A 23,922-nucleotide genomic window follows, 5' to 3' on the forward strand; every position below is an offset into this window, starting at 1 on the left:
CCATTTTCCTCAATCAGTGAAAATTCCTTCCCTTTGGCATCACGCCAGCGGCTGACCGTGCCGCGGCCTGCTTGATCTCGGTTTCCTCACGCGCTCTCTCCATGATGATGCGGCGTGTGCGCTGCGTGGGACGTGTGCGGTGATCTTCGGCAACGGGACGCTTCACTTCGTCGGTCTGCATCAATGCCTCGATCTGCGGGCCGTGATCTACCAAGTTGCTTAGTCGACTGGTCAGATCTTCCACCTTCTCGGCGACGACATGGATCACGCCTGAAGCCTTTTGCACCTTTCCCGTGACCTTGATGAAGCGTGCACCGAGAATTTGCGGGCGGAACAGCTCGAAGGTTTTTGGCCACACGATCAGATTGGCAGTTCCGGTCTCGTCCTCGATCGTGACAAAAATCACGCCCTTGGCAGAGCCTGGCCTCTGGCGGATCAGAACCAGTCCGCTCACTGCCACTCTTCGCCCATTGGGAGCCTGTTCGAGATGAGATGTGGGCAAGACCCTTTCCTCTCGCAATTGGTTGCGCAGGAAGGAAACGGGATGGGCCTTCAGCGAAAGGCCAAGAGCTCGATAATCATGAACAACATGTTCGCCAAGCGGCATGACCGGCAGACGCATTTCCGGCTCGTGATCGTGCAGAGGCTGGTTGTGCTGCTGAAAAAGCGGGAGCCCTTCGGCTGCAGACTTCGGATCAAGAGCCTGGACTGCCCAAAGTGCCAACCGTCTGTCCAGACCGAGGGAGCGGAAGGCGTCAGCTTCGGCAAGTCGTGCAAGCACGGCTCGGCTGAGGCCGGAGCGTAGCCAGAGATCGCGAACCGAATCGTAGCCGCGCTCGCGACTTGCCACGAGCTTCTCTATATCAGCCTGACTCAAGCCCTTGATCTGACGGAAGCCAAGCCGCACCGCATGGCGGCACTTGATGCTGCCAGCCATCTCTGCATGCTTGGAAGCGATATTTCGAACACGGTACCCTGCCTCTTCCAGGAGGCAGTCCCAGTCGGAGTGGTTGACGTCTATTTGCCGTATCTCCACCCCATGCTCGCGGGCATCACGGACCAACTGCGCAGGCGCATAAAACCCCATGGGCTGAGAGTTGAGGATCGCAGCGCAGAAGACGTCCGGATAATAGGCCTTGAACCAGCAGGAGGCATAAACCAGCAAGGCGAAGGAGGCTGCATGACTTTCGGGAAAGCCATATTCGCCGAAGCCCTCGATCTGGCGAAAACAGCGTTCGGCAAAGTCGCGCGGATATCCACGAGAAACCATGCCGTCGATCATCTTCTGCCGCATGGCCCCGATTGTGCCGACGCGCCGGAATGTTGCCATTGCACGACGGAGCTTGTCGGCTTCTCCCGGTGAAAAACCACCGGCCTCCACGGCAATACGCATGGCCTGTTCCTGAAAAAGCGGAACACCGAGCGTCTTGCCCAGAATGTTGCGCATCTCCTCGGTCTGGTATTCGGGCTGCTCCTTGCCTTCGCGCCGCCGCAGATAGGGATGTACCATGTCGCCCTGGATCGGGCCGGGGCGCACGATGGCCACTTCGATCACGAGATCATAGAACTCACGGGGTCGCAGGCGGGGCAGCATGGACATCTGCGCACGGCTTTCGATCTGGAAGACCCCGATCGTGTCCGCCCTGCAGATCATGTCATAGACAGGGCCTTCTTCCGCCTTGCGTGAAGAAATATCCGCCAGCGAGAGCGGCATGTCGTAGTGGTCCTCAAGAAGTGTGAAGGCGCGCTTGAGGCAGGTCAGCATGCCAAGCGCCAGAATATCCACCTTGAGGATGCCCAAAGCTTCCAGGTCGTCCTTGTCCCATTCCACCATCTTGCGTTCTTCCATGGCGGTTTGAACAATCGGCACGATCTCGTCCAGCCGGTCGCGGGTGATGACAAAGCCGCCAACATGCTGGGAAAGATGGCGGGGGAAGCCCATGATCTGGTTGGCAAGCGCCATGAGCTTGGCGGTCAGCGGATCATTCTGGTCCAGGCCTGCAGCGCCTGCCTCGCGCTCGCCAATCTCGGCTGTCGACCAGCCCCAGATGGAACCTGAAAGGGCAGCCATGGCATCTTCGGAAAGTCCCAGCGCCTTGGCCACTTCGCGAAGGGCGGAGCGTGCGCGATAGGTAACAACCGAAGCCGCAAGGGCGGTGCGCCGGGCACTGTATTTCTCATAGATATAGGCGATGATTTCCGGACGCCGCTCATGCTCGAAATCGACATCGATATCCGGCGGTTCATTGCGTTCGGGCGAGATGAAACGCTCGAAAAGATGGTCGATGATGTCGGGGCCGACATCCGTGATGCCCAGACAGAAGCAGATGATGGAGTTGGCAGCCGAACCCCGGCCCTGGCACAGAATGCCGCGCGATCGGGCGAATGCGACGATGTCGTTCACTGTCAGGAAGTAGCGCGCATAATTCATCTGCGCGACGATGTTCAGCTCATGCTGCAGCGTCTGGCGCACCTTTTCCGGCATGCCCTGCGGCCAACGGCGGTCAGCTCCCTCCCAAGTCAGCCGCTCAAGCTCCTCCTGCGGGTCTCGGCCGCCCGTGGCCTCATCCGGATAATTGTATTTCAGCTCCTCGAAGGAAAATTGCAGCTCGCCTTGAAAGCGGAGTGTCTCGGCCAGCGCATATTCATGGCCGCGAAAGAGGCGAGCCATTTCCGCGGCACCTTTGAGATGACGTTCTGCATTGGGATGAAGGGCAAAACCTGCATTGGCAATGGTCGTGTTAAGCCGCGTGGCAGTCAGGACGTCCTGCAGCGGACGTCGGGCAGCTGTGTGGTAAAGCGCATCATTGGTTGCCATCAGCGCTATGGACATCTGCCGGGCTAACAAGGCCAGTTCTGCCAGACGAAAACGGTCGTCACCTCCATAGTTCGGTGCGAAGGCCAATCTCAATGCATCGTGAAAAGGCTTCAGGCAGAGGATCACCTCTTTCAGGTGAATAAGGGGCTCGCTGGCGGGAAGCAGTGCAAGCGACAGCTCTTCGCCCCATTCCAGAAGGTCGGTCAGAAGAAGATGAGGTGCGCCTTTTTCTCCGCGCAGATTGGCGGCTGTAAGCATGCGGCACAGATGCCCCCAGCCCTTGCGGTTGCGGGGATAGGCAAGAATATCCGGCGTGTCGTCCGAAAAGACGAGGCGGCAGCCCGGATGATAGGCAAGACCGGCTTCGCGAGCGGCCAGCCAGCCCCGCACAGTTCCCGCAACCGTGTTTCTATCGGCTATGCCAAAGGCGTGGAGACCCAGGCGGTTTGCCACCACCGCCAGTTCTTCCGGGTGTGAAGCGCCTTCAAGGAAGGAGAAGTTGGAGCGGATGCCGAATTCCGCAAAGGGCGGCAGCGCTTCATTCTGACGGGGTGGAGCCGGGTCGTTCATGGGAAAAAGCCATGCATGAACCAGCGCGGATGGCTTTCACCCTCACCATAAAATCCCTCCCGATAAAGCCAGTAACGCCGCCCTTCGGTATCCTCCACCCGGAAATAGTCCCGCGCGGGAGGCGCGCTGGCGCGCCACCATTCACCGGCAATGCGTTCTGGCCCTTCCGCGCGGGCCACGCGGAAAAGCGCCCGACGCCAGCGGAAGGAAAAAGGCGGCCCTTCGGGAATCTCGGCTGCAGCTTCCACAGGCTCCGGCCGTGTCAGCAGACGGATCGGACGGATTGGTGAATGGGGCTGCGCCGAAGAGGCTACAGGTCGGGCCTGGGCAAAGCGGGCAAGCGAAATTGCGCGCTCGGGCTGGTGGCTTGCCTGCCTTTCAGGGATTAGGATGGCGCTGCTTCCAAGGCGGGCACTGATGCGGTCTGCCAGAAGCGCCAGACCTTCGCCCTCGTTCTCCTCACGTCCCGCAAGATCCCCTTGGTGGGTCTTGAAAGGGGCAGAGGCCGGCACGGCAAGGCGGACAAGATCGAACCCATAGCCGGGGTCAAGGCTTTCCCCGATGCGGGCGAGCTTTTCATGGAAAAGCCGCGTGATGGCTATCGGGTCGCGCATCGGACGTGACGTGCCGATGGAAATGCGACTGACGGCGCCATCCACCCGGAAAAGGGCCAGCTGGAGTTGGCGTGCCCCTTCGTCTCGCTGTTCGAGATCCTCCTTCAAGGTGGTTGCGAGCATGCGCAGAAGGCTTTCAATCTCCTCCAGGGTCCCGATCGGCTCGGAAAGATGCCGTTCCACGGAAAGGGGGCTTACGGGCAGGCGTGGCGAGATGGCCTCTTCGATATTGCCCAGTGCTTCGTCGATGCGGTTTGCCAGCTGGCGACCGAAGCGACGCACGAGCGGAGCGCGAGGCGCATCAAGAAGGGTTGCGATGGTTCTAAGCCCCACGCTTTCCAATCCCGTCACGGTCTTTTCGTCCAGCCTCAGCGCGGCCAGGGGGAGGGGATTGAGGGCCTCAGCCTCGCATCCATCGGCAATTTCACCCGGGGGAGGGGCAAAACGGGCAGCAGCCCAGGCGGCACCTGGTGTCGAAGCCAGCCCGGTGCGCGTGTCGAAGCCTTGCTGGAGAAGTCGTTCGGCAATCTCCTCCAGCATGCGGCTTTCACCGCCGAAGAGGTGGGCGCAGCCGCTGATGTCGAGAAAGAGGCCGTCGCCCTCATCGCAAAGCGCCACCAGCGGGGTGTAGCGGTCGCACCAGTCCGCCAGACCTTCCAGCAGGCGCTGGTCGGCCTGCCGATCAGCTTCGATCACCTCCAGAGACGGGTGCGTGGCACGTGCATCGGCAATGCCCATTCCCCGTCTTAATCCTGCAGCCTGTGCCTTTTCATCAAGCGCACTGACGCGTTGGGCATTGTTCTGGCGCTCGCTGATGACAAGCGGCAAGGCTTCAGCCGGAGCGGCGCTCATCCGCCAGCGGGCTCCGTATCTGCGGCGCAGAATGCGGTCCGTGGAAAGGCGCGGAAAGTACAGAGCCAGTATGCGACGTCTTGGCTGTGTTCCGGTTGCCTTGCCCCGGTGCTGTTCTTTCCTGAAAAGTGAAGTCATCTGCGTTCCATTCCAGCCAATGGGTTCCGGTTCTGCCGGAGCGGCTTTTTCTCAATTCCACGCAGAAAGCAGGGGGGCCGATGGATCGCGGCAGGGCCTCGCCGGCAATGTGGCGGAAACGGGAGGGGGCAGGGGAGATGCAAAGCCTGACAAGAGCCGCACTGGGTTGCCCGCTTCCTTCACTCGAACCGGAATGACGGATGAGAAAGAGGGGCATGAAGGCTTGCTCCGCACGATGGCGAAGCCGCCGCGTGGCGGTCAGATCAAGTCGGCCGGGATTACCCCTCAACTCCAGGAAAATGGCGGAGAAAGTTCCTGCTTTGAGTGCTTCCTCGGCAATCCAGAGCGCATCTTCAAGCTTTGGAGCATGAGCCAGGAGAAGCTGCTCCGCGGGCTGGGCGAAGAAATGTTCAAGCCCCAGCGCATAAGGGAGACCTGTTTCGAAAAAGACCTCATCAAGCCCCACCCACAAGACCCACCGCGGGTCGCGCAAGGCCTTGCGGCACGCTCTTGCAGCCAGGGCAAGCGCAAAACCGCTCACAGCGCCGCTGTCCCTGCTCTGCCTGCCGGAAATATCCACCAATGTAGGTTGCTGGTCCCCCAGGGCGACATCAAGTGCTTCCGCTCCGGTATTGATCGCCAGACAGGGACGGCCATTGCGACGCAGCACCGTGCGACCGCTCTCAGAGTCCGGCTCCAGCTTTTCAGGCAGCTGCCCTTCAATCTGGGCTATCTTCTGACGCAAGGCATAAAGGGTGCCCTGCGCCATGACATCAGGTGTCATGCCGTCCACTCCGGCTTATTTGTTCCTGTTATGTTCCTATCGATTCCAGAGGGTCGTCAGAGAGTCAAGAAGGATTTTATTCCTCTTCACTGTGAGGAGAGATAAAGCTGTAAAGATGAGTTGATCGCCATCCCCGCTTTCCACATGTCCGCCCCACAACATTTAGGGCTCTACAGCTGGGTTTACGTCAACTTCTTGACGTAACGAAACGAGTCGCTTTTCGTATAGCTGCTTAGCGCGACGGGACCGGGGTGACTTACAGCTGGTACCTGCAATATCCCCCGGCCGCCACTTTGGCCCGCTAGCTGGCGTACCCGCTATGGGTGCCTTCGGAGCCGCCGTCGGGGCTCCGTCGTAGTGGGGGCGGCTTGGTGCTGGGCTAGGGCTTCCGATCCATCGTCCAGTGGGTTCAACTCCCACCGCCTCCACCGTATCCACGATGACAAATTTCATCGGGAATTTCCAGACTTCTCTTAGGAGAGGGAAGAAAGCTTATTGTAGTATCTCAATTCCCGAGCGTGCTGCCTCTCGAAAGTTCGGTGTGAAACCGCTATATGGCCCCTCAACAGGACTAGTCATGGCACGCATTTATCAAACCCGAGCATGGTACAACCAGCTTTCCCCTTCCGTTTCCGAAATGGAACTCATGGCGCTGGAGACCTATGCCAATCTGCCCCAGGATTTTCGTGATCTCACGGGCGAGATCGTCATCCAGATCGCGGAATTTCCAAGCGAGGAGATCATGGATGATCTCGCGCTGGAAACGCCGTTCGACCTTCTGGGCCTGTTCGAAGGGCGTGGAATAGCCGAGCGCTGGAACCCTGCCACCGGCGAGGGGCCCAACCGCATCACGCTCTTCCGGCGCGCAATTCTCGATTACTGGGCGGAGAATGAAGAAACACTGGGCGACATCATCGCCCATGTGCTCATTCACGAAATCGGCCACCATTTCGGGCTGTCGGATGACGATATGGCCACAATCGAGGAAAATGTTGCCTGAGATCCGTCCATAGAAAGCCTTGGCCGACCTATGGCTGCACCATCCGGGTTTTCGACAGGCAGAGCCTGAGCGTTCGGAACATGTAGAAAATCAACCCGATACCCAGGGTCAGAACGGTGATCACTATCCATAGAAGGATATGGCCGAACATACCGCCCAGCCCCAGCTCGCATTGCAGCCGGCCGATACGCTCGCCATTCGCATTGACCACATAGGTCTTGTTGATGATCGCCCGGTAGAAATAATAGGTCGCGAAATATAGCCCTAGGCCAAGCGTCAATACGGATATTATCACCCATAGGATAATATAAAGGATGGCACTTAGGAGCGAGTATTCGCATTTCAGAGAAATGTCCGAAATCTTGCTCAAGGCAATAGTCTGATCGCCATACTCAATATTTGAAGCCATAATTGTCTTTCTTGAAATCAACATTGAAAAAGAAAGTAATTATGGATGGGGGCAATGGCGAAGACAAGACCTATTGCTGTCCCAGCTTCATGTCGGGTGTATATTCCTTGCCGGGCACGTCCTTGACCACGGCCTGACCACAGCGCATCACGCCTTCCTTGGCGTCCCAGGCATAGGTCGGGCTGCCGTAAAGCTCCCAGCCCTTGTTCAGGGCTGCCGTTACCTTGTGGCAGAAAACGGCGTCATCGACTTCGGTCAGCAGGCGGTAAAGTTTCATTCTTCACTCTCTTCGGCTTCTTCCACGGCGCGGGCCTGGGCGAGCAGAACCTCTGCCTGCTCCAGATGCAGCCGTTCCAGCATTCGTCCGTTCAGCGAAACGACATTCGTATCCGCATTTTCGGGGCGGGAGAAGATCTCAACGATCTCTCGTGCTTCCATCACTTCCTGTGCCGTCGGCGCGAAGATCGCATTTGCGGGATAGATTTGAGAAGGATGGATGAGCGTCTTGCCGTCATACCCCATTGCGCGGGCTTCAGCGCATTCTCGGGCTACCACCTCCATATCGCGGAAATCATTGGCAACGCCGTCGATGGCTGCAATCCCGGCAGCGCGGGCCGCTACGACGATCTGCAGGAGAAGCGGGCGCAGCACGTCACGATCTGACGAGGCGCGCAATTCCTTCACAAGGTCGTTGGTTCCGGCGACCAGGCAGTCAAGCCTTGCAGCCGGGTTGCTGCCCAGAGCCGCGATGGGTCCGGCATTGATCAGGGCCTGAGGCGTTTCCATCATCGCCCAGAGCTTGAGCGTGGGCGGTGCATCCATCTCATCCAGCGCCTCGTCGGCACTCAGGATATCGCTTGGGCCATTGACCTTGGGCAGCAAGATCGCATCGGGTTTCATGCCGCGCGCGGCGATCAGGTCGTCCGTTCCCCACTTGCTCGACAAGGCATTGATCCGCACCACGGTCTCACATGCCGGTCGGGCGTCGGACAAGAGAAATGCGCGCAGCCGTTCTCGCGCCGCAGCCTTCTCAGCAGGCGCGACGGAATCTTCCAGGTCGAAGATAACGGCATCGCAATTCAGCGACCCGGTCTTCTCCATGGCTTTGGGATTGCTGGCAGGGCAGTAAAGGACCGACCGCCGCAGCTTGAAGGACGCGATTCTCATCGTTGCATTCATGATCGAGATACACCTTCTGCGCAAGTGGGCTTGCCGGGCTTTGCCTTGCCGCAAAGCTCGTGTAAATGATGCTGTGAGAGGAGTACCGCCGCGTACGCCTCACCGGATATCAATCAAGGTCTGTAACATGAACAGCTTCACCACGCTTACCGGCGTCGCCGCCCCGCTGCCAATCGTCAATGTCGATACCGACATGATCATCCCGAAGGATTATCTCAAGACGATCAAGCGCACCGGCCTTGGCAAGGGGCTGTTTGCCGAAATGCGCTACAATGAGGACGGATCGGAGAATCCGGACTTCATTCTGAACCAACCTGCCTATCGCAATGCGAAGATCCTGGTTGCAGGCGACAATTTCGGTTGCGGTTCAAGCCGCGAGCATGCGCCCTGGGCGCTGGCCGACTTCGGCATCCGCTGCGTGATCTCGACCAGCTTTGCCGACATCTTCTACAACAACTGCTTCAAGAACGGCATTCTGCCCATCAAGGTCTCGGAAGAAGAGCTTGAGAAGCTGATGGATGATGCCGAGCGCGGCTCCAATGCGACGCTGACCGTCGATCTGGAGAAGCAGGAGATACACGGTCCGGATGGTGGCGTGATCACATTCGAGATCGATGCGTTCAAGCGTCACTGCCTGCTCAATGGGCTTGATGATATCGGTCTGACCATGGAAAAGGCGCCCGCTATCGAAGCATTCGAGGGCAAGTATTCAGAAACCCGTCCCTGGGCCTGATCTTTCATGAGCAAGCGTCGGCTGTTATCGACTGGCTCGCCGTTCGAGAAGACGGCTGGCTACAGCCGGGCGGTGGTTGATGGCGAGTGGTGCTTCGTGTCCGGCACCACTGGCTATGACTATGCAAGCATGACCATGCCCGAGAGCGTGGAAGAGCAGACGCGAAACTGCCTCTCCACGATTGAGCGCTCACTCAACGATGCCGGATTTTCGCTGCCGGATGTAGTGCGAGCCCGTTACCATGTCACCGACCGTGCCTATGTGCCGAAGGTCTTTCCCATTCTGGGGCAGGCTTTTGGTGACATACGTCCCGCCGCGACCATGACCATCTGCGAGCTGAACGAGCCGGAGATGAAGATCGAGATCGAAGTGACGGCATTGAAGCGCGATCGCGTCAACTGACCGGACTGGCGTACCGCGCGGTTCTCCATGGGCCTTGCGCCCAATCGGGTCCCTCGCTAGCAAGAGTGCGATCAAATTTCCGCACAGTGAGGCACCTATGGCAACGCGCAAGCTTCTTCTTCTTCCCGGCGACGGCATTGGCCCAGAATCCATGGCCGAAGTCCGCAAGCTCATCGACATGATGAACAGCGATTTCGGTGCTGGCTTCGAGACAGAGGAAGGGCTTGTCGGCGGTATCGCCTATGACACCCATGGCCAGTCGATATCCGATTCCGATATGGACAAGGCCATGGCGGCCGACGCCGTTCTTTTCGGCGCTGTCGGTGGTCCGAAATGGGATGGCGTGCCTTACGAGGTTCGTCCGGAAGCCGGTCTCCTGCGTCTTCGCAAGGAGATGGAGCTTTTCGCCAATCTGCGTCCTGCCATCTGCTATCCGGCCCTTGCAGCATCCTCTTCCCTGAAGAAGGAAGTGGTTGAGGGGCTCGACATCCTGATCCTGCGCGAACTCACCGGCGGCGTCTATTTTGGCGAGCCAAAGGAGATCATCGACCTTGGCAACGGCCAGAAGCGCGGTATCGACACTCAGGTCTACGATACCTTCGAGATCGAGCGGATTGCAGGCGTGGCCTTCGAGTTGGCGCGCACGCGTTCCAACAAGGTCTGCTCGATGGAAAAGCGCAATGTGATGAAGTCCGGCGTTCTTTGGAACGAGGTCGTCACGGCGACGCACAAGGCGAAATATTCCGATGTCGAGCTGACCCACATGCTGGCCGATGCCGGCGGCATGCAGCTCGTTCGCTGGCCCAAGCAGTTCGACGTGATCGTGACGGACAATCTGTTCGGCGACATGCTGTCCGACGTTGCAGCCATGCTTACCGGTTCGCTTGGCATGCTGCCTTCGGCCTCGCTTGGTGCGCCTGATCCCAAGACGGGTTCGCGCAAGGCGCTTTACGAGCCGGTGCATGGTTCGGCGCCGGATATTGCAGGTCAGGGCATTGCCAATCCGATCGCCATGATCGCATCCTTCGCCATGTGCCTGCGCTATTCCTTCAACATGGTCGAGGAAGCTGATCGGCTGGACAAGGCCATTGCCGGCGTTCTGGACGATGGTCTGCGTACCCGTGACCTGATGTCGGAGGGCATGAAGGAAGTGGGCACCGTGGAAATGGGCGATGCCATTGTCGCGAAATACAAGGCGCTCGACGCCTGATAACGTTGTCTGGCGGCGGGGGCAGCACCCCTGCCGCCGGGCAAGCGCGTTGACTTCCCGAAGATTCGCCTTAAAACAACGCTCGTGAACGGAGACCTTTTGTCCATGCGCGCAATCGAAGCGCTTGCACAGGCCGACATGACGAGTGTTATCGGGAACGATGACGCAGCGCTCCGCTTTACCAAAACGACAGCCAAAACGACCGTCAAAACGGTCTGACCTTTCCTGGCTGCTCGTTCCCTCCCCGAGCCAGTCGGGGAAGGTGAAACCCGCCGGGCCAGCGGGTGAATATTCCAAGCCACACGGAGAGGGACAGGAGAAAGAACCACTATGGGTTTCAAGATAGCTGTCGCCGGCGCGACCGGAAATGTCGGGCGCGAAATGCTGAACATTCTGGAAGAGCGCGGCTTTCCCGCTGATGAGGTAGTGCCGCTTGCCTCCAGGCGTTCGGTCGGACAGGAAGTGTCTTATGGTGACAGGACGCTGAAAGTTCAGGCACTCGAAAATTACGATTTTTCCGACACGGATCTCTGCCTCATGTCGGCAGGTGGTACCGTTTCCAAGGAGTGGTCGCCGAAAATCGGCAAGGCAGGCTGTGTAGTCATCGATAACTCATCCGCATGGCGCTATGACCAGGATGTGCCGCTGATCGTTCCTGAAGTGAACCCGCACCACATCGAGGGTTTCAGCAAAAAGAACATTATCGCCAACCCGAATTGCTCGACCGCACAGCTCGTCGTGGCGTTGAAGCCTCTTCACGACGCTGCCACGATCAAGCGCGTTGTCGTCTCCACCTACCAGTCGGTTTCCGGCTCGGGCAAGGAAGGCATGGACGAGCTTTTCGAGCAGACGCGGGCGGTCTTCGTTGCCGATCCGATCTCGGCAAAGAAGTTCACCAAGCGCATCGCTTTCAATGTCATTCCTCACATCGACGTCTTCATGGAAGACGGCTACACGAAGGAAGAATGGAAGGTTCTGGCCGAGACCAAGAAGATGCTTGATCCCAAGATCAAGGTCACGGCGACCGCAGTGCGTGTTCCCGTCTTCATCGGGCATGCCGAATCGGTCAATCTCGAATTCGAGAAGCCGATCACCGCTGACGAGGCGCGAGACATCCTGCGCGAGGCGCCTGGATGCCAGGTCATCGACAAGCGTGAAGACGGTGGTTACATCACACCGTACGAAAGTGCAGGCGAAGACGCGACCTATATCAGCCGCATTCGCGAGGACGCGACGGTTGAAAACGGGCTTGCCTTGTGGGTTGTCTCCGACAATCTGCGCAAGGGTGCTGCACTCAACACGGTCCAGATTGCCGAGCTTCTGGTGGCCAAGGGGTTGATCAAGCCTCGCAAGGAAGCTGCCTGATCGGCAAGTGTTTTGAAAGGCGCGGTTTCATCCGCGCCTTTTTTCTTTGTCTAAAGCGGAGAACCAGCCATGGCCAAGCAGGCGCTTCTTGTCATTGATGTTCAGAACGATTTCTGCCCCGGCGGTGCGCTGGCGGTCGAGGATGGCGATAGCATCGTGCCGATCATCAATCGCATGATGGACGATTTCGACCATGTGATCCTGACCCAGGACTGGCATCCGGCAGGCCATTCTTCCTTTGCATCAAGCCATGAAGGCAAGACCCCGTTCGAGCTCGTGACCATGCCTTACGGGCAGCAGGTGCTTTGGCCGGATCATTGTGTCCAGGGCACGGAGGGTGCTGCGTTCCACGCGGATCTTGAAGTGGATCGTGCCGAGCTGATCATCCGAAAGGGATTTCGGCCGCAGATCGACAGCTATTCGGCCTTCTTCGAGAATGATCATGCCACGCCCACCGGACTCGCCGGATATCTGAGCGAACGCGGCATCACCTCGCTCGTTTTGGCCGGGCTCGCTACCGATTATTGTGTCGCCTATTCCGCGATTGATGCGAAGAAGCGCGGATTCGAGGCGGAGGTGGCACTGGATGCCTGCCGCGGCATTGATCTCGATGGTTCGCTGGAGCGCATGAAGCGGGAAATGCAGGACGTAGGCGTGGTGTTGCGGTAGCAGCGTTTCACGTGAAACGCTAAGCGCCTGATTCTATTTCACGAATCAGATCAATGAGATGAGCCTTCAACCCAGCCCGGCATAGCGGCTGATCAGGCTTGGATCCTTGCGCAAAGCGCTGGCCTCCACGGTCTCACGAATACGACCGTTCTCGATGAAGGACACCCGGTTTGCTACCTTCAGCACCGTATCCGCCCGCTGCTCGACCAGAAGGCTGGTGACACCTTCATTGCAGAGCGCGGTGACCGTCTCGCGGATACTGGCAACGGCTGATGGCATGAGGCCCTCCATCGGCTCGTCCAGAAGAAGAACCTTCGGCTCAAGGCAAAGCGCGCGCGCCATTGCCAGCATCTGCTGCTCGCCGCCAGACAATGTGCCCGAGCGCTGCTTCAGTCGTTCTTTCAGTTTCGGGAACAGCTCCAGCACCTTTTCGCGGGCGGCAGGGCCTGTTCTTCGTGTCATCAGGCCGATCTCAAGATTTTCAGCCACCGTGAGTTCGGCAAAGAGCCTTCGCCCCTGAGGCACATAGCCGAGCCCCAGGCGCGGGACCTCATGGGCAGGAAGCTCAGAAATCTTCTGGCCATCCAGTGTTATCTCACCGCTGGACAGCGGTAGGAGGCCCATGATGGTTTTCAGAGTTGTGGTCTTGCCCGCGCCGTTGCGGCCAACCAGGCAGTGCACCTCCGCCTGACGTGTCTCAAGGCTCAAGCCATGCAGCACCTGCACATCGCCATAGCCCGCCGTCACATTGTCCAGCCTGAGAAGCCCGCTCATGGCTGTTCCCCCAGATAGGCGCGCTGGACGTTGGCATTCGCGCGGATTGCCGCAGGCGTTCCTTCCGCGAGAACGCGCCCCTGATCCATCACCGTGATTTTCTCGGCAAGCGCCATGACCACATCCATATTGTGCTCGATGAGCAGGATCGTTGTGGTCGCGGCGATCTGTCGGATCAGGATGATGAAGCCTTGAGTCTCGCTTTCCGACAGGCCTTGCGTGGGTTCATCCAGGATGAGGACGCGGGGTTTGAGTGCGAGACCCATGGCAACTTCGAGCAAGCGCTGGTGGCCATAGGCCAGATTGCCTGCCAATTCGCCGGACCGTTCTCCAAGCCCCACCCGCACCAGTGCTTCGTGAGCACTATCATTCAATCTGCGGCTGCTCAGATTGAGAAAGGAATTGGTTCGGGCCTGTGATTGCACTGCCAGAGCCACATTTTCCAGCAGAGTGAGGTTGGGGAAGATCGATGTGATCTGGAAGGTGTAGCCGATACCGAGGCGCACACGCTGATGCGCAGGAAGCCTGGAAATGTCCCTGCCATCGAGCCAAACCTCACCACTGTCGCTGGCGATGCGGCCGCAAATCAGGCTGACAAAACTCGTCTTGCCCGCGCCGTTGGGGCCGATGATGGCGCGGATCTCACCCTCTTCGAGGTCGAAATCGACATTGTCGACGGCGCGCACTCCGCCGAAGCTGCGTGAGAGGCCGCGTGTGTGGAGAATGGTCGCGGTCATGGCAGCCATGGCAGCCACCTCGCTCTGACCGTGCCCAGTATGCCGCGCCTGAAAAAGAGCACGAGGAAGATCAGCACCAGCCCCACCACCAGCAGATGCGCCGTCGTGTGGCTGGAGGCGATATCGATGACATAGAACATCACCAGTGTACCCAGAAGGGGCCCGAGTGTTGTTGCGGCACCTCCGAGCAGCACCCAGAGCAACGGCAGGATCGAGTATTGCGTGCTTGCCAGTGTCGAGCCGACATAGCCGAAAAGCACCGCATATGCCGCACCGGCTGCGGCACAGATCATGCCGGAGATTGCGAGAGCCACCAGACGGTTGGCAAAAACATTGAAGCCGAGCATGCGCATGCGCTCATCATTTTCACGTATGGCAATGAGCGCACGCCCATAGCCTGACCGGATAATGAAGAGCGTGAACAGAAGCACGAGCGAGAACAGCGCAAGGCCAGCCAGATAGCGTGTTGAGGGATCACTCAAATCGAAGGTCGCACCCGCAAATTCGAGGCTTCGCACCTCCTGTTGCAGGATCAGTCCTTCCTCACCGCGCGTATAGGTCGTGAAATAGAGCGTCGTCAGATAGAAAACCTGCGAGAACATCAGCGTGACGATCATGAAGGCGACGCCGCTGGTGCGCAGCGCGAGTGCGCCGACGACCAGTCCAAGCAGCAAGCCTGCACCTATACCCGCACCGAAAGCGGGCCAGATGCTCCAGTCCAGATGATAAATGGTCAGGCCCGCCCCATAGAGGCCGGCTGCAAAGAACATGGCGTGGCCCAGGCTCAAGAGGCCCCCATAGCCGAAGGTGAGATTGTAGCCCATGGCGAAGACCGCCAGCACCAGAACGCGCGAGACCACGCCGCGATGATATTCGGGCAGGAGCCAGTTTGCTGCCAGCAATGCCGCTATGACCGCAAGATGCAGCAGAAGCGATTGGGGGGAGGGGAGCAGCCGAACCTTCATCGCGCGGCCGTTCCAAAAAGGCCCTGCGGGCGGAAGACGAGAACCAGCGCAACGAGTAGCGTGGCCAACATTTTCGCAAGCGTTGGCGAGAAGAACATGGAGATGATGCCGTCGGAGAGCCCGATCAGCACGGCGGCCACCACCGTGCCGCGCAGCGAGCCCAGCCCTCCGATAATAACGACGATAAAGGAAAGGAGCAGCGGCTCCTGACCCATGAGATAATGGGCCTGCCGGATGGGTACGACCAGAACGGCCGCGATCGCTGCCAGTGCGGCACCCAGCGCAAAAACTGCCGAATAGACACGACGGACCGGGATTCCAAAAGCCTGTGCGGTTTCGCTGTCATACTGGGTTGCGCGCATGATCAGGCCGATGCGGCTGCGCATCATCAGGAGCGCCGTCAGGCCCACAAGCAGGATTGACGCGCCGATAACCGCAAGCTTGTAGCCGGAATAGCCGAACCAGGGCAGTTGAATGCGCCAGGTGAAGGGCGCTTCGACGGGGCGCGAATCCGCTCCGTAGTAGGTCAGTGCGAGCTGCTGGATGATGTAGAGCAGGCCGATGGTCGCAACGATGGTGGCTTCGGGCTCGTATTTCAGCCGCGACAGAACCAGCCTGTCGGACAGCCAGGCAATGAGAGCCACCACAAGCGGGCTGAGAGCAAGGGCGAGCAGGAAGCCAAGGGCCGGATCGCCCGCAACAAGGCTTGAGAAATACCAGGCGAGAACTGCGCCGAGCATGAAGAACTCGCCATGGGCCACATTGACCACGCGCATGACCCCGAAGACCAGGGAGAGGCCAAGCGCCATCAGGCTCAACACCGCGGCGGTGACGAGCCCTTCAAGCGTTGCAAGCAACAAGTAGGGTCCAAAACCCATGGCGGATCAGAAGGACTGTGTGGTGTAGTCGGCTTCTGCCTCGTAAAGCCCGTCCTCGACGCTTGTGCGGTGGACCACGTTCAAACGACCGCCTTCGAGCTTCGAGATGCTTTGCTCGCCGAATGCCTGGTGGATCTTGCCATTGAAGATCTTGCGGCCTTGCGGATGCTCGCGCCCGGCTTCCATTTCATCCATCGCCTCGGTGGCTTCGATCAGCTTTTGCCGATCCTGCGGGCCCTGATAGTTGGCGGCTTCCATAGCGCGCTTGATGATGAAGAGCGTTTCCCAGCAGCCGAACATATGGGCGTTGGTGGAGACGTCATTGGCGTCATTCACGCTGGCGCCTTCGTCGTTGATGCCGACCGTCTTGCGGTAGAAATCCACATAGTCAGGCTGATCAGGCTGGGCATAACGCGGCATGCCTTCCCAGAAATGGCTGCCGTCGAGGAATTCGAGGCCCGGGCTATTGATGTTTACCGCTTCCAGAGAGTCGATGAAGCCGAAGAGCTGCGGGCCGGAATTACCGAAGAACTCGCCCAGTTCCTTCACGAAGGTGAGGACGGCGGGGCCCACCATCACGTGGTAGATCACGTCTGTGTTGCGCGGGATCTGCGGCAGGTAGCGGGTGAAGGAGGTTTCCGTCGGCGGTATTGCGACCTTGGCGACCACCTCGCCGCCCTGCGCCTGGATGGCAGGCTCGAAGAAATCGCGGTGGTCGTGGCCAAAGGCATAGTCCGGATAGACCAGCGTGACCTTCTTCCCCAGATTGTCTGCGATCCACGGCGCGACCGAACGGACCTGCGCCTTGACGTCGGTGATGCCGGGCTGGAGGCAGTAGCGGTTCAACTTGCCGGAGGCGACGTGGTAGCCTTCGCTTACCACGTAATAGGGCATCTTCAACTCACCAGCCGCCGGGGCGGAGCCAACCACGACGTGGCTGAAGAGGGTGCCATACACAAGGTCGACCTTGTGCTGATTGGCGAATTTCTCGACCACTTCTGCGCCACGGGCAGGGTCCGTGCCATCATCCTCGATGACGATCTCCAGCGGACGGCCATTGATGCCGCCAGCCTCATTGATGAGCTTGGCCGCGGCCATGGTGGTGCGCTCGTACCAGCGGCCATAGGACGCGCCGATGCCGGTTCTGTGGCACTGGAAACCGATGCGGATGGGCTCGGAGCTTTGTGCCGGAGCGTATCGCATGAAGCCTGGGGCGGCGATGAGACCGGTGCTGGCGCCTAAGCCCTTCAACACCGAACGACGGGAAAAAGGGGTGGAGATGCCATTGCTGGTCATTGCACTGCCTCCTGGGCTTGCTGGCTGCAGCGTTTCGCGCTGCAGCAAATCAATCGGGGTGCAACGTAAACCATCTCAGCCGATGCTTGGCAATATGACAGGTTTACCTTGCGTCAGCGCATCATCCGGTGGTGGGCGAGGAAAGCAGCCAGAGCCCCAGGAGCGTGTAGAAGATCATGAGAACGGCCATGGGGACCTGGCTCCTGAAGGCACGGGCAGCTGTTCCGTAGTGGCGAAGCGCGAGGGCGTGGGCGAGCGCCACGGCCAGCACGTGGCCGCCCACAATGGCGATTGCCTGCGCATTCCAGATCAGTTGTGCTGCATGTGCACCGAGCACGACACCGGCGCGGACGTGGTAATCGGCGGTCCCGAAAAGGTTCAGCCCAGTGGCAAAGGGGTCGGATGCAGCGACGAAAGCGTATTGCAGGTTGACCAGCATGACCACGAGGTAGTGCGAGAAGTGATAGGCAAGCGCGATCGGGATCAGCGCCCAGATGAGCAGGCCTGCCGCGCGCATGGGCGCGCGCCCATCAGCCATGCGATCTCCCGCATAAACGGCTGCAAGAAAGCACATCGCAAAACCTGCCCAGGCGCCAGACAAGCCAAGGGAATTCGGTAACAGGAGTGCCGTACGGCCGGGATAGAGCAGAGGATTCGTGCCGATCATGTGAAGCCAGGTGAAGGTCTTCATGAAGCCGTCGAAGGAGATATAGGCGATCAGCAAAAGCACGAAGGCGATGCCGCTCAAGGGTAACGGGTGCACGCGGGATAGACGGCCGCCCGGCATTGTCAGGGACAGCTTCTTGCCTCGGCCAATGCCCGTTGAGGCCAGGGGCGACAAGCGGGCTGCGGTGCGGAAGAAGATGCCCAAGAACTCACCCCTCGCCATCCAGCGACGGTGTCCAAAGGCGAAGATGCCGGCCATGGTCAGTACGAAATAGGCGGCGGTGAACATTGCCAGATGCCGTGGGTCATCCGGTGCGGGGTAGACCAGTTCCAGCCAGGCGAAGCAGTACAGGAAAAGCGTGGCTGGCCAGTAGCCGACCCATCGTGGCAGGCGCAGGTTCAGACCGGGTTTTCCGATTGCCCGCCAGAGGGCTGTCCAGGGATTGAGCCAGTTCCAGATATCTCCGACAAGAGCATGAAGCAGCGGCAGCGACAGCCAGAGCAACGTCCATATCAGCAGGGGAAGCGGATTGGCGAGCGGGTCACGGCTGCCGAACCACCCCGCCGCCAAGCCAATGATCAGAAGTGGCAGTGATAAAACGCTGATAACCCAAGGTGGCAGAGTAGATATATCACTGATATGCAATTTGTGCGCGAAAACCTTCGTCAGCACCTGCGGCGGCAGAGCCAAGAGCATCAGGAAGCTTGCCCCCACCGTCAGTGCGCCGCCCCAAAGATAGAGATGCGTGGGGAGCAGCAACACGTGACCGCGCTCCGAGGCATGGGCCAGAGCATAGGCGGTCATCAGGCAGAAGAGGGAGAAGGCGGCGAGAACTCTGGTCATTGCGCCATCATCCCTTTCCGACGACAAAAGAAAAGGGCGCGCAAGCCATGCTCGCGCGCCCTTCCGTGAAAATCTGAAACAAACGATCAGGCTGTCTGGGTCACGAATTTCGTGACGAGATAGGCTTCGATCGCCTCTGAACCGCCTTCGGTGCCGTGGCCGGAATCCTTGATGCCGCCGAAGGGTACTTCCGGAAGGGCCAGACCATTGTGGTTGATTGTGGTCATGCCCGCTTCAACGCGCATGCCAAGCTGGTGGGCCGTGTCTGCCGAACCGGTAAAGGCGTAGGATGCCAGACCGAAGGGCAGGCGGTTTGCCTCGTCAATCACCTCGTCCAACGAGGAGAAACGGCTGAATACCGCAACAGGGCCGAATGGCTCTTCATTCATGATGCGCGCCTTGGTGGGCACATTCGACAGAACGGTTGGCTCGAAGAAGTAGCCCTTGTTGCCGATACGGCGACCACCCGTCTTGACCTCTGCACCGTGGTCGACAGCATCCTGGATCAGCTCCTCAAGGGCCGGAATGCGCCGTTCATTGGCGAGCGGTCCCATCTGAGTGCCTTCTTCCAGGCCGTTGCCGACATTGATCGCCTTGGCGGCAGCCGTAAAGCTTTCCACGACCTCATCATAGACAGGCTCTTCCACGAGGAAGCGCGTCGGGGACACGCAGACCTGTCCGGCATTGCGGAATTTGGAAGCCGCCATGACCTTTACCGCCTTGTCCAGATCGGCATCCTTGAAAATCATCGCGGGCGCATGGCCGCCAAGCTCCATCGTGGCGCGCTTCATGTGCTGGCCGGCAAGGGCGGCCAGATGCTTGCCCACCGGTGTGGAGCCGGTGAAGGAGATCTTGCGGATGGTTGGGTGCGGTATGAGATATTCCGAGATCTCGGCAGGCACGCCGTAGACCAGGTTGATCACGCCTTCAGGAATACCGGCGTCGGCGAAAGCGCGGATGAGTTCTGCCGGAGAGGCCGGCGTTTCTTCCGGAGCCTTGACGATGATGGAGCAGCCCGCTGCCAATGCACCGGAAAGCTTGCGCACGACCTGGTTGATGGGGAAGTTCCAGGGCGTGAAGGCTGCGACCGGGCCCACAGGCAGCTTCAGGGCCATCTGGGTAACGCCTGCAACGCGGCCGGGAATGATCTGGCCATAGGTGCGGCGGGCTTCCTCGGCGAACCAGTCGATCACATCGGCGGCGGCCATCGTTTCCATCTTGGCTTCCGCGCGCGGCTTGCCCTGCTCGCGGACCATGATCCCGGCGATGGAATCGCTGCGCTCGCGCAGGATTTCGGCTGCCTTGCGCATAAGCTTGGAGCGTTCGAACGCCGACTTTGCGCTCCAGGTCCTGAATCCTTTTTCGACCGCCGCAAGTGCGTCATCAAGATCAGCCTTGGTTGCGTGCGCGACCTTGCCGATGACCTCTTCCGTTGCGGGATCAAGCACATCAATGGTCTTGCCTTCCGCTCCGGCGCGCCACTGGCCGTCGATGAACAGTTGCGTGTCGGGATATGCGCCGTTCTGTGCCATGATAATCCTTTACTCGTTGTCATTTCAGGCAAAGCTGCCTGACCGTGCCACTTGCATATGGGCAGAGAGATGGTGGGTTGAAACCCGGACCTCTGACGAGGTGGGTCGATAATTCATGAAAAAGGGCGGGACATTTATGAACGCCCGCCCTTCTCACATCAATAGAGTTCGCCGCTTGCGCGCCTTGCCTTGAAGTCTTTCGTTTCCTTGACGACGACCCCGGACAGGAGCAGGAGGCCGATCAGGTTGGGAACGGCCATCAAGCCATTGAAGGTGTCAGAGGCGGCCCAGACCAGATCAAGCGTGACGATCGTGCCCATCAGAACCGATGCCGTGTAGACGATGCGGTAGAGAATGATCGCCCTGGCGCCGAACAGATATTCGAAGCACTTTTCGCCGTAATAGCTCCAGCCGAGAATGGTGGAGTAGGCGAAGAAGATAAGGCCGAAGGTCACGATCCAGCCGCCCGGACCCGGCAGAAGCGCATCGAAAGTGCTGGTGGTCAGGGATGCACCCGTTTCGCCGTCCATGTAGAAGCCGCCCATCACGAGCACGAGGCCGGTGATCGTGCAGACCACGATCGTGTCCAGAAAGGTGCCTGTCATGGAGACCAGCGCCTGACGAGCCGGATGATCTGTCTTGGCTGCAGCGGCTGCGATCGGTGCGGAACCCATGCCGGCCTCGTTCGAGAATACGCCGCGTGCCACGCCGTAACGGATCACCGCACCCAGCGCACCACCTGCCACGGCCTCACCGGTGAAGGCGTCGGTGAAGATCAGGCTGAAGGCAGGCAGCACCTGGTCGAGATTCATCAGGATGATGACCAGCCCGCCGAGCACATAGATGACCGCCATGAAGGGAACAACGACCGAGGTGACACGGGCAATCGAGCGGATGCCGCCAAGGATCACGACCGCCGTCAGCGTCGTCAGCACCACGCCAGTGATCCAGGTGTCGATGCCGAAGCTTGTCTGGATGGACTGCGCAACCGAGTTCGACTGCACGGAGCTGCCGATGCCGAAGGCGGCAACGGAGCCGAAGATGGCGAAGAGAACGCCGAGCCACTTCATGTTGAGGCCGCGCTCGATGTAATACATCGGGCCACCCGACATCTGCCCGTTTTCATCGACGACGCGGTATTTCACTGCGAGCAGACCCTCTGCATATTTGGTCGCCATGCCGAAAACGGCCGTGACCCACATCCAGAAGACGGCACCAGGGCCACCGGCGACGACGGCTGTCGCAACGCCAGCGATGTTACCCGTGCCGATTGTAGCGGCGAGTGCCGTCATCAGCGCCTGGAAATGAGTGATGTCGCCGGGATCGCGGTTCTTCGGATGACCGCCGAAGGCCATCTTGAGCGCGAGCGGCAGCATGGAAAACTGCAGGAAGAAGAGGCGCAGGGTCAGGAAAACACCCGTGCCGACGAGAAGCGTCAGCATATAGGGGCCCCAAACCCATCCTCCCACAACATTGAAAAACTCAGTCAGACCCGCCATGGAATCCTTCCATATCCTCCGGTTGAATCAGAGCCCGCATAGGCTTGATCCGGTCCTTTGAGTCAATGGGCCAGGTGGGACGGCCAGATGGCAGAGCCGTTTTGCGGGATACTCAGGCGAACAGATCCTCACGAATTGGCCAGATGGGCCGCGCCAGCTTCTGGTAGCCTGCGGTTTTCGGGTCGTGCGGATAGCATCCCTCGACCACCGCATAGACAATTTCGCCGGCAATCGGCGCGAAGCCTGCGTGAAAATGGTTGGTCGACTTGATCAGAAGCGCCTGCTTGGCACTCGGATCAACACCCAGATTGGAGAAAATGTCCGGCTCGAAGGTCTGTGTACGGTTGGTGTTCAGGATGATGTCGATCTCGGTCCCAACCAGGCGGATGAGCGCTGCGGGACCAAGCGTCACGCGGCTTTTGCCGAAGCTTTGCCAGCCATCCCTTGCCAGTTTTCGGATCTCGAATGTTCCATCAAACGGCTGGCCACTGGCCGCATTGGCCTTGCCGCCGATGCGCATGTCCAGCACCGTCCCTTCGCCTGCGCCATGGGCAAAGGCTACCGCCTGCGGGTCCCAGATCGTTGCAAGTCCGAAATTGCGGACCCCTGCATCGACCAGAGCGTGAAGGAGAACGGTGTTGTCGCCGGCCGTCCCCCCGCCGGGATTGTCCCACATATCGGCAATGACCACCGGCTTTCCGTTCAAGGGGCCAGCCTTTGCCCGTGCGACAGCCTCGTCCACCGTGATGGTTTCCATCTTGGTCGTGCCGCGCATGGCGCGCACTTCCTGGCCGAGCCTTTCAGCCAGGGCGTCGCCTTTGTCCGGCGCGTTGTCGGATACCACGATCACCTGGGTCCCAAGTTCGGGCACATCACCGGCCATGAAGCCGTGGATCAGCGAGACGGAGAGGATGTCGTCCTTCCCCTGAAGCGCCTGCATCCGGTCCACGAAGGAACGCATGGGCTGGCGACTGGTCGGGAAGACATCGATCATGCGGCAGTCGAAAGTGGAGATAACGGGGCTGATCTCGCCTCGTGCGGCACGCAGGGCGAGATCAACCACATGCTCCGCACGTTCCACAAAATCCGTATGGGGGAATTCGTGGAACGCGGCGAGTATGTCGGCTGCCGCCACGCGTTTCTTCGTGAGATGGCTGTGGGGATCAAGTTCGGCTGCCACGATGACATCCGGTCCCACGATCTCGCGCACGCGCGCCAGCAGATCGCCCTCGCAGTCGTCGAGCCCGCGGGCTACCATCGCGCCGTGCAGGCCGAGCACCACGCAATCCACCGGCATGGCAGCGCGCAGCTGGTCGAGGATTTCGTCACGAAGCTCCTCATAAACATCGAGGCGCACAAGCCCCCCAGGCTCCGCCCAGGTGGCTGTGCCCTCGAGCAGGGTGAAACCTTCCTCCTTGGCGCGCTGGCGCAGCACCGGGATGGGCGCCGAGCAAAGCGTTGGTGTCTCCGGATGCTCGCCAGGACCGGCGTAGAAAGCCATCTCGAATGCTTCCCGGTCGGTGGGCACCGGCGAGAAGGTGTTTGTCTCGGTGGCTAGTGACGCCGTGAATACGCGCATGAGGCTAATGTCCGGTTCGTGTTCTGCTTAGAGCGGCTTGTAGGCGACCGCTTCCACCTCGATCTTGATGTCGAGCATGAGGCGGGATTCCACGGTCGTGCGCGCTGGCGGGTCCTTCGGGAAATATTGCGCATAGGCAGCATTGAACGGGCCGAAGTCGCGGGCGTCCTCGATCCAGACAGTGGTTTTCACGACGTCCTCGAGCGAGCAGCCTGCAAGTTCGAGGGCGGCCTTCACGTTCTTCATCACCTGATGCGTCTGCTCCGTGATGCCTCCGACAACAACAATGCCGTCTTCACCCACAGGAACCTGGCCCGATATATAGACGAAGTCGCCCGCCCGCACGGCTGGGGAAAGGGGGACGTGGGAGGTGCCAAAGCACTGCTTGGTCATGTGGAGTATCCTTCTT

The 23,922-nt window shown here is 59.5% G+C and carries 22 protein-coding genes; 6 read left to right on the forward strand and 16 right to left on the reverse strand.

Annotated features, from left to right (window positions below):
- Positions 1-13: 13 nt before the first annotated feature.
- The 3 genes from WA367_RS01690 to WA367_RS01700 are packed head-to-tail and all read right to left on the reverse strand — an operon-like array spanning position 14 to position 5,776.
- Positions 14-3,388, reverse strand: coding sequence for an error-prone DNA polymerase (locus tag WA367_RS01690; protein WP_336055075.1), 3,375 nt, complete (start codon positions 3,386-3,388; stop codon positions 14-16).
- Entirely contained in the window at positions 3,385-4,854 is a 1,470-nt protein-coding gene (locus WA367_RS01695) for a Y-family DNA polymerase (RefSeq protein ID WP_336055076.1), read from the reverse strand. Before WA367_RS01695 ends, WA367_RS01690 begins: the two co-directional genes overlap by 4 nt.
- On the reverse strand, positions 4,835-5,776 hold the full coding sequence (locus WA367_RS01700; protein WP_336055077.1) for an ImuA family protein: 942 nt from the start codon (positions 5,774-5,776) through the stop codon (positions 4,835-4,837). The genes WA367_RS01695 and WA367_RS01700 overlap by 20 nt, the downstream gene beginning before the upstream one ends.
- A 577-nt stretch (positions 5,777-6,353) precedes the next feature.
- Here WA367_RS01700 and WA367_RS01705 point away from each other — a divergent pair.
- Positions 6,354-6,776 (forward strand): metallopeptidase family protein, encoded by a 423-nt coding sequence (locus WA367_RS01705; RefSeq protein WP_036485415.1) that lies wholly within the window; start codon positions 6,354-6,356, stop codon positions 6,774-6,776.
- Between the two features lie 28 nt (positions 6,777-6,804).
- On the opposite strand, the gene WA367_RS01710 is transcribed toward WA367_RS01705, so the two are convergent.
- From WA367_RS01710 to WA367_RS01720, 3 genes are all read right to left on the reverse strand, one after another.
- A complete protein-coding gene (locus tag WA367_RS01710) occupies positions 6,805-7,185 on the reverse strand; it encodes a DUF6693 family protein (protein ID WP_336055078.1) in 381 nt (126 codons plus the stop codon).
- Positions 7,186-7,255: 70 nt separating this feature from the next.
- On the reverse strand, positions 7,256-7,462 hold the full coding sequence (locus tag WA367_RS01715) for a DUF1737 domain-containing protein (RefSeq protein WP_336055079.1): 207 nt from the start codon (positions 7,460-7,462) through the stop codon (positions 7,256-7,258).
- On the reverse strand, positions 7,459-8,352 hold the full coding sequence (locus WA367_RS01720; RefSeq protein WP_336055080.1) for an HpcH/HpaI aldolase/citrate lyase family protein: 894 nt from the start codon (positions 8,350-8,352) through the stop codon (positions 7,459-7,461). Before WA367_RS01720 ends, WA367_RS01715 begins: the two co-directional genes overlap by 4 nt.
- A 139-nt stretch (positions 8,353-8,491) precedes the next feature.
- On the opposite strand from WA367_RS01720, the gene leuD reads away from it, so the two are divergent.
- From leuD to pncA, 5 genes are all read left to right on the forward strand, one after another.
- Positions 8,492-9,097, forward strand: coding sequence for a 3-isopropylmalate dehydratase small subunit (gene leuD, locus WA367_RS01725; protein WP_336055081.1), 606 nt, complete (start codon positions 8,492-8,494; stop codon positions 9,095-9,097).
- Positions 9,098-9,103: 6 nt separating this feature from the next.
- A complete protein-coding gene (locus WA367_RS01730; protein WP_336055082.1) occupies positions 9,104-9,499 on the forward strand; it encodes a RidA family protein in 396 nt (131 codons plus the stop codon).
- 97 nt (positions 9,500-9,596) lie between these two features.
- Positions 9,597-10,709 carry a 3-isopropylmalate dehydrogenase gene (leuB, locus tag WA367_RS01735; protein WP_336055083.1) on the forward strand — a complete coding sequence of 371 codons (1,113 nt, stop codon included), beginning with the start codon at positions 9,597-9,599 and terminating at the stop codon, positions 10,707-10,709.
- 330 nt (positions 10,710-11,039) lie between these two features.
- On the forward strand, positions 11,040-12,074 hold the full coding sequence (locus tag WA367_RS01740; RefSeq protein WP_336055084.1) for an aspartate-semialdehyde dehydrogenase: 1,035 nt from the start codon (positions 11,040-11,042) through the stop codon (positions 12,072-12,074).
- 69 nt (positions 12,075-12,143) lie between these two features.
- Complete coding sequence (gene pncA / locus WA367_RS01745) at positions 12,144-12,743, forward strand: bifunctional nicotinamidase/pyrazinamidase (protein WP_336055085.1); 600 nt, start codon at positions 12,144-12,146, stop codon at positions 12,741-12,743.
- 66 nt (positions 12,744-12,809) lie between these two features.
- Here pncA and WA367_RS01750 read toward each other — a convergent pair whose 3' ends face one another.
- The 10 genes from WA367_RS01750 to WA367_RS01795 all read right to left on the reverse strand — a co-directional run bounded on the left by WA367_RS01750 (position 12,810) and on the right by WA367_RS01795 (position 23,906).
- Positions 12,810-13,517 carry an ABC transporter ATP-binding protein gene (locus WA367_RS01750; RefSeq protein ID WP_336055086.1) on the reverse strand — a complete coding sequence of 236 codons (708 nt, stop codon included), beginning with the start codon at positions 13,515-13,517 and terminating at the stop codon, positions 12,810-12,812.
- Entirely contained in the window at positions 13,514-14,263 is a 750-nt protein-coding gene (locus tag WA367_RS01755) for an ABC transporter ATP-binding protein (protein ID WP_336055087.1), read from the reverse strand. Before WA367_RS01755 ends, WA367_RS01750 begins: the two co-directional genes overlap by 4 nt.
- A complete protein-coding gene (locus tag WA367_RS01760; protein WP_336055088.1) occupies positions 14,251-15,219 on the reverse strand; it encodes a branched-chain amino acid ABC transporter permease in 969 nt (322 codons plus the stop codon). The genes WA367_RS01755 and WA367_RS01760 overlap by 13 nt, the downstream gene beginning before the upstream one ends.
- Entirely contained in the window at positions 15,216-16,097 is an 882-nt protein-coding gene (locus WA367_RS01765) for a branched-chain amino acid ABC transporter permease (protein WP_336055089.1), read from the reverse strand. Before WA367_RS01765 ends, WA367_RS01760 begins: the two co-directional genes overlap by 4 nt.
- A 6-nt stretch (positions 16,098-16,103) precedes the next feature.
- Positions 16,104-17,393 (reverse strand): ABC transporter substrate-binding protein, encoded by a 1,290-nt coding sequence (locus tag WA367_RS01770; RefSeq protein ID WP_336055090.1) that lies wholly within the window; start codon positions 17,391-17,393, stop codon positions 16,104-16,106.
- 121 nt (positions 17,394-17,514) lie between these two features.
- Positions 17,515-18,903, reverse strand: coding sequence for a hypothetical protein (locus tag WA367_RS01775; RefSeq protein ID WP_336055091.1), 1,389 nt, complete (start codon positions 18,901-18,903; stop codon positions 17,515-17,517).
- Between the two features lie 86 nt (positions 18,904-18,989).
- Positions 18,990-20,435, reverse strand: coding sequence for an NAD-dependent succinate-semialdehyde dehydrogenase (locus WA367_RS01780; RefSeq protein ID WP_336055092.1), 1,446 nt, complete (start codon positions 20,433-20,435; stop codon positions 18,990-18,992).
- Positions 20,436-20,593: 158 nt separating this feature from the next.
- Complete coding sequence (locus WA367_RS01785; protein WP_336055093.1) at positions 20,594-21,934, reverse strand: alanine/glycine:cation symporter family protein; 1,341 nt, start codon at positions 21,932-21,934, stop codon at positions 20,594-20,596.
- Positions 21,935-22,046: 112 nt separating this feature from the next.
- Complete coding sequence (locus WA367_RS01790; RefSeq protein ID WP_336055094.1) at positions 22,047-23,513, reverse strand: M81 family metallopeptidase; 1,467 nt, start codon at positions 23,511-23,513, stop codon at positions 22,047-22,049.
- A gap of 27 nt (positions 23,514-23,540) precedes the next feature.
- The gene (locus tag WA367_RS01795; RefSeq protein WP_336055095.1) at positions 23,541-23,906 is read right to left on the reverse strand and encodes a RidA family protein; all 366 of its coding nucleotides are present in this window, start codon (positions 23,904-23,906) and stop codon (positions 23,541-23,543) included.
- Positions 23,907-23,922 lie beyond the last annotated feature (16 nt).

This window comes from Nitratireductor sp. CH_MIT9313-5 (assembly GCF_037029545.1).
Lineage (GTDB): Bacteria > Pseudomonadota > Alphaproteobacteria > Rhizobiales > Rhizobiaceae > Chelativorans.

Bases quoted from the DNA above. Each gene is read 5' to 3' on its own strand.
- WA367_RS01720 (WP_336055080.1), bottom strand. From the start codon at position 8,352: ATGAGAATCGCGTCCTTCAAGCTGCGGCGGTCGGTCCTTTACTGCCCT.
- WA367_RS01755 (WP_336055087.1), bottom strand. From the start codon at position 14,263: ATGGCTGCCATGACCGCGACCATTCTCCACACACGCGGCCTCTCACGC.
- WA367_RS01690 (WP_336055075.1), bottom strand. From the start codon at position 3,388: ATGAACGACCCGGCTCCACCCCGTCAGAATGAAGCGCTGCCGCCCTTT.
- pncA (WP_336055085.1), top strand. From the start codon at position 12,144: ATGGCCAAGCAGGCGCTTCTTGTCATTGATGTTCAGAACGATTTCTGC.
- WA367_RS01705 (WP_036485415.1), top strand. From the start codon at position 6,354: ATGGCACGCATTTATCAAACCCGAGCATGGTACAACCAGCTTTCCCCT.
- WA367_RS01795 (WP_336055095.1), bottom strand. From the start codon at position 23,906: ATGACCAAGCAGTGCTTTGGCACCTCCCACGTCCCCCTTTCCCCAGCC.
- WA367_RS01780 (WP_336055092.1), bottom strand. From the start codon at position 20,435: ATGGCACAGAACGGCGCATATCCCGACACGCAACTGTTCATCGACGGC.
- WA367_RS01715 (WP_336055079.1), bottom strand. From the start codon at position 7,462: ATGAAACTTTACCGCCTGCTGACCGAAGTCGATGACGCCGTTTTCTGC.
- WA367_RS01760 (WP_336055088.1), bottom strand. From the start codon at position 15,219: ATGAAGGTTCGGCTGCTCCCCTCCCCCCAATCGCTTCTGCTGCATCTT.
- WA367_RS01750 (WP_336055086.1), bottom strand. From the start codon at position 13,517: ATGAGCGGGCTTCTCAGGCTGGACAATGTGACGGCGGGCTATGGCGAT.
- WA367_RS01740 (WP_336055084.1), top strand. From the start codon at position 11,040: ATGGGTTTCAAGATAGCTGTCGCCGGCGCGACCGGAAATGTCGGGCGC.
- WA367_RS01765 (WP_336055089.1), bottom strand. From the start codon at position 16,097: ATGGGTTTTGGACCCTACTTGTTGCTTGCAACGCTTGAAGGGCTCGTC.
- WA367_RS01785 (WP_336055093.1), bottom strand. From the start codon at position 21,934: ATGGCGGGTCTGACTGAGTTTTTCAATGTTGTGGGAGGATGGGTTTGG.
- WA367_RS01790 (WP_336055094.1), bottom strand. From the start codon at position 23,513: ATGCGCGTATTCACGGCGTCACTAGCCACCGAGACAAACACCTTCTCG.
- WA367_RS01710 (WP_336055078.1), bottom strand. From the start codon at position 7,185: ATGGCTTCAAATATTGAGTATGGCGATCAGACTATTGCCTTGAGCAAG.
- WA367_RS01730 (WP_336055082.1), top strand. From the start codon at position 9,104: ATGAGCAAGCGTCGGCTGTTATCGACTGGCTCGCCGTTCGAGAAGACG.
- leuD (WP_336055081.1), top strand. From the start codon at position 8,492: ATGAACAGCTTCACCACGCTTACCGGCGTCGCCGCCCCGCTGCCAATC.
- WA367_RS01695 (WP_336055076.1), bottom strand. From the start codon at position 4,854: ATGAGCGCCGCTCCGGCTGAAGCCTTGCCGCTTGTCATCAGCGAGCGC.
- WA367_RS01775 (WP_336055091.1), bottom strand. From the start codon at position 18,903: ATGACCAGAGTTCTCGCCGCCTTCTCCCTCTTCTGCCTGATGACCGCC.
- WA367_RS01770 (WP_336055090.1), bottom strand. From the start codon at position 17,393: ATGACCAGCAATGGCATCTCCACCCCTTTTTCCCGTCGTTCGGTGTTG.
- leuB (WP_336055083.1), top strand. From the start codon at position 9,597: ATGGCAACGCGCAAGCTTCTTCTTCTTCCCGGCGACGGCATTGGCCCA.
- WA367_RS01700 (WP_336055077.1), bottom strand. From the start codon at position 5,776: ATGACACCTGATGTCATGGCGCAGGGCACCCTTTATGCCTTGCGTCAG.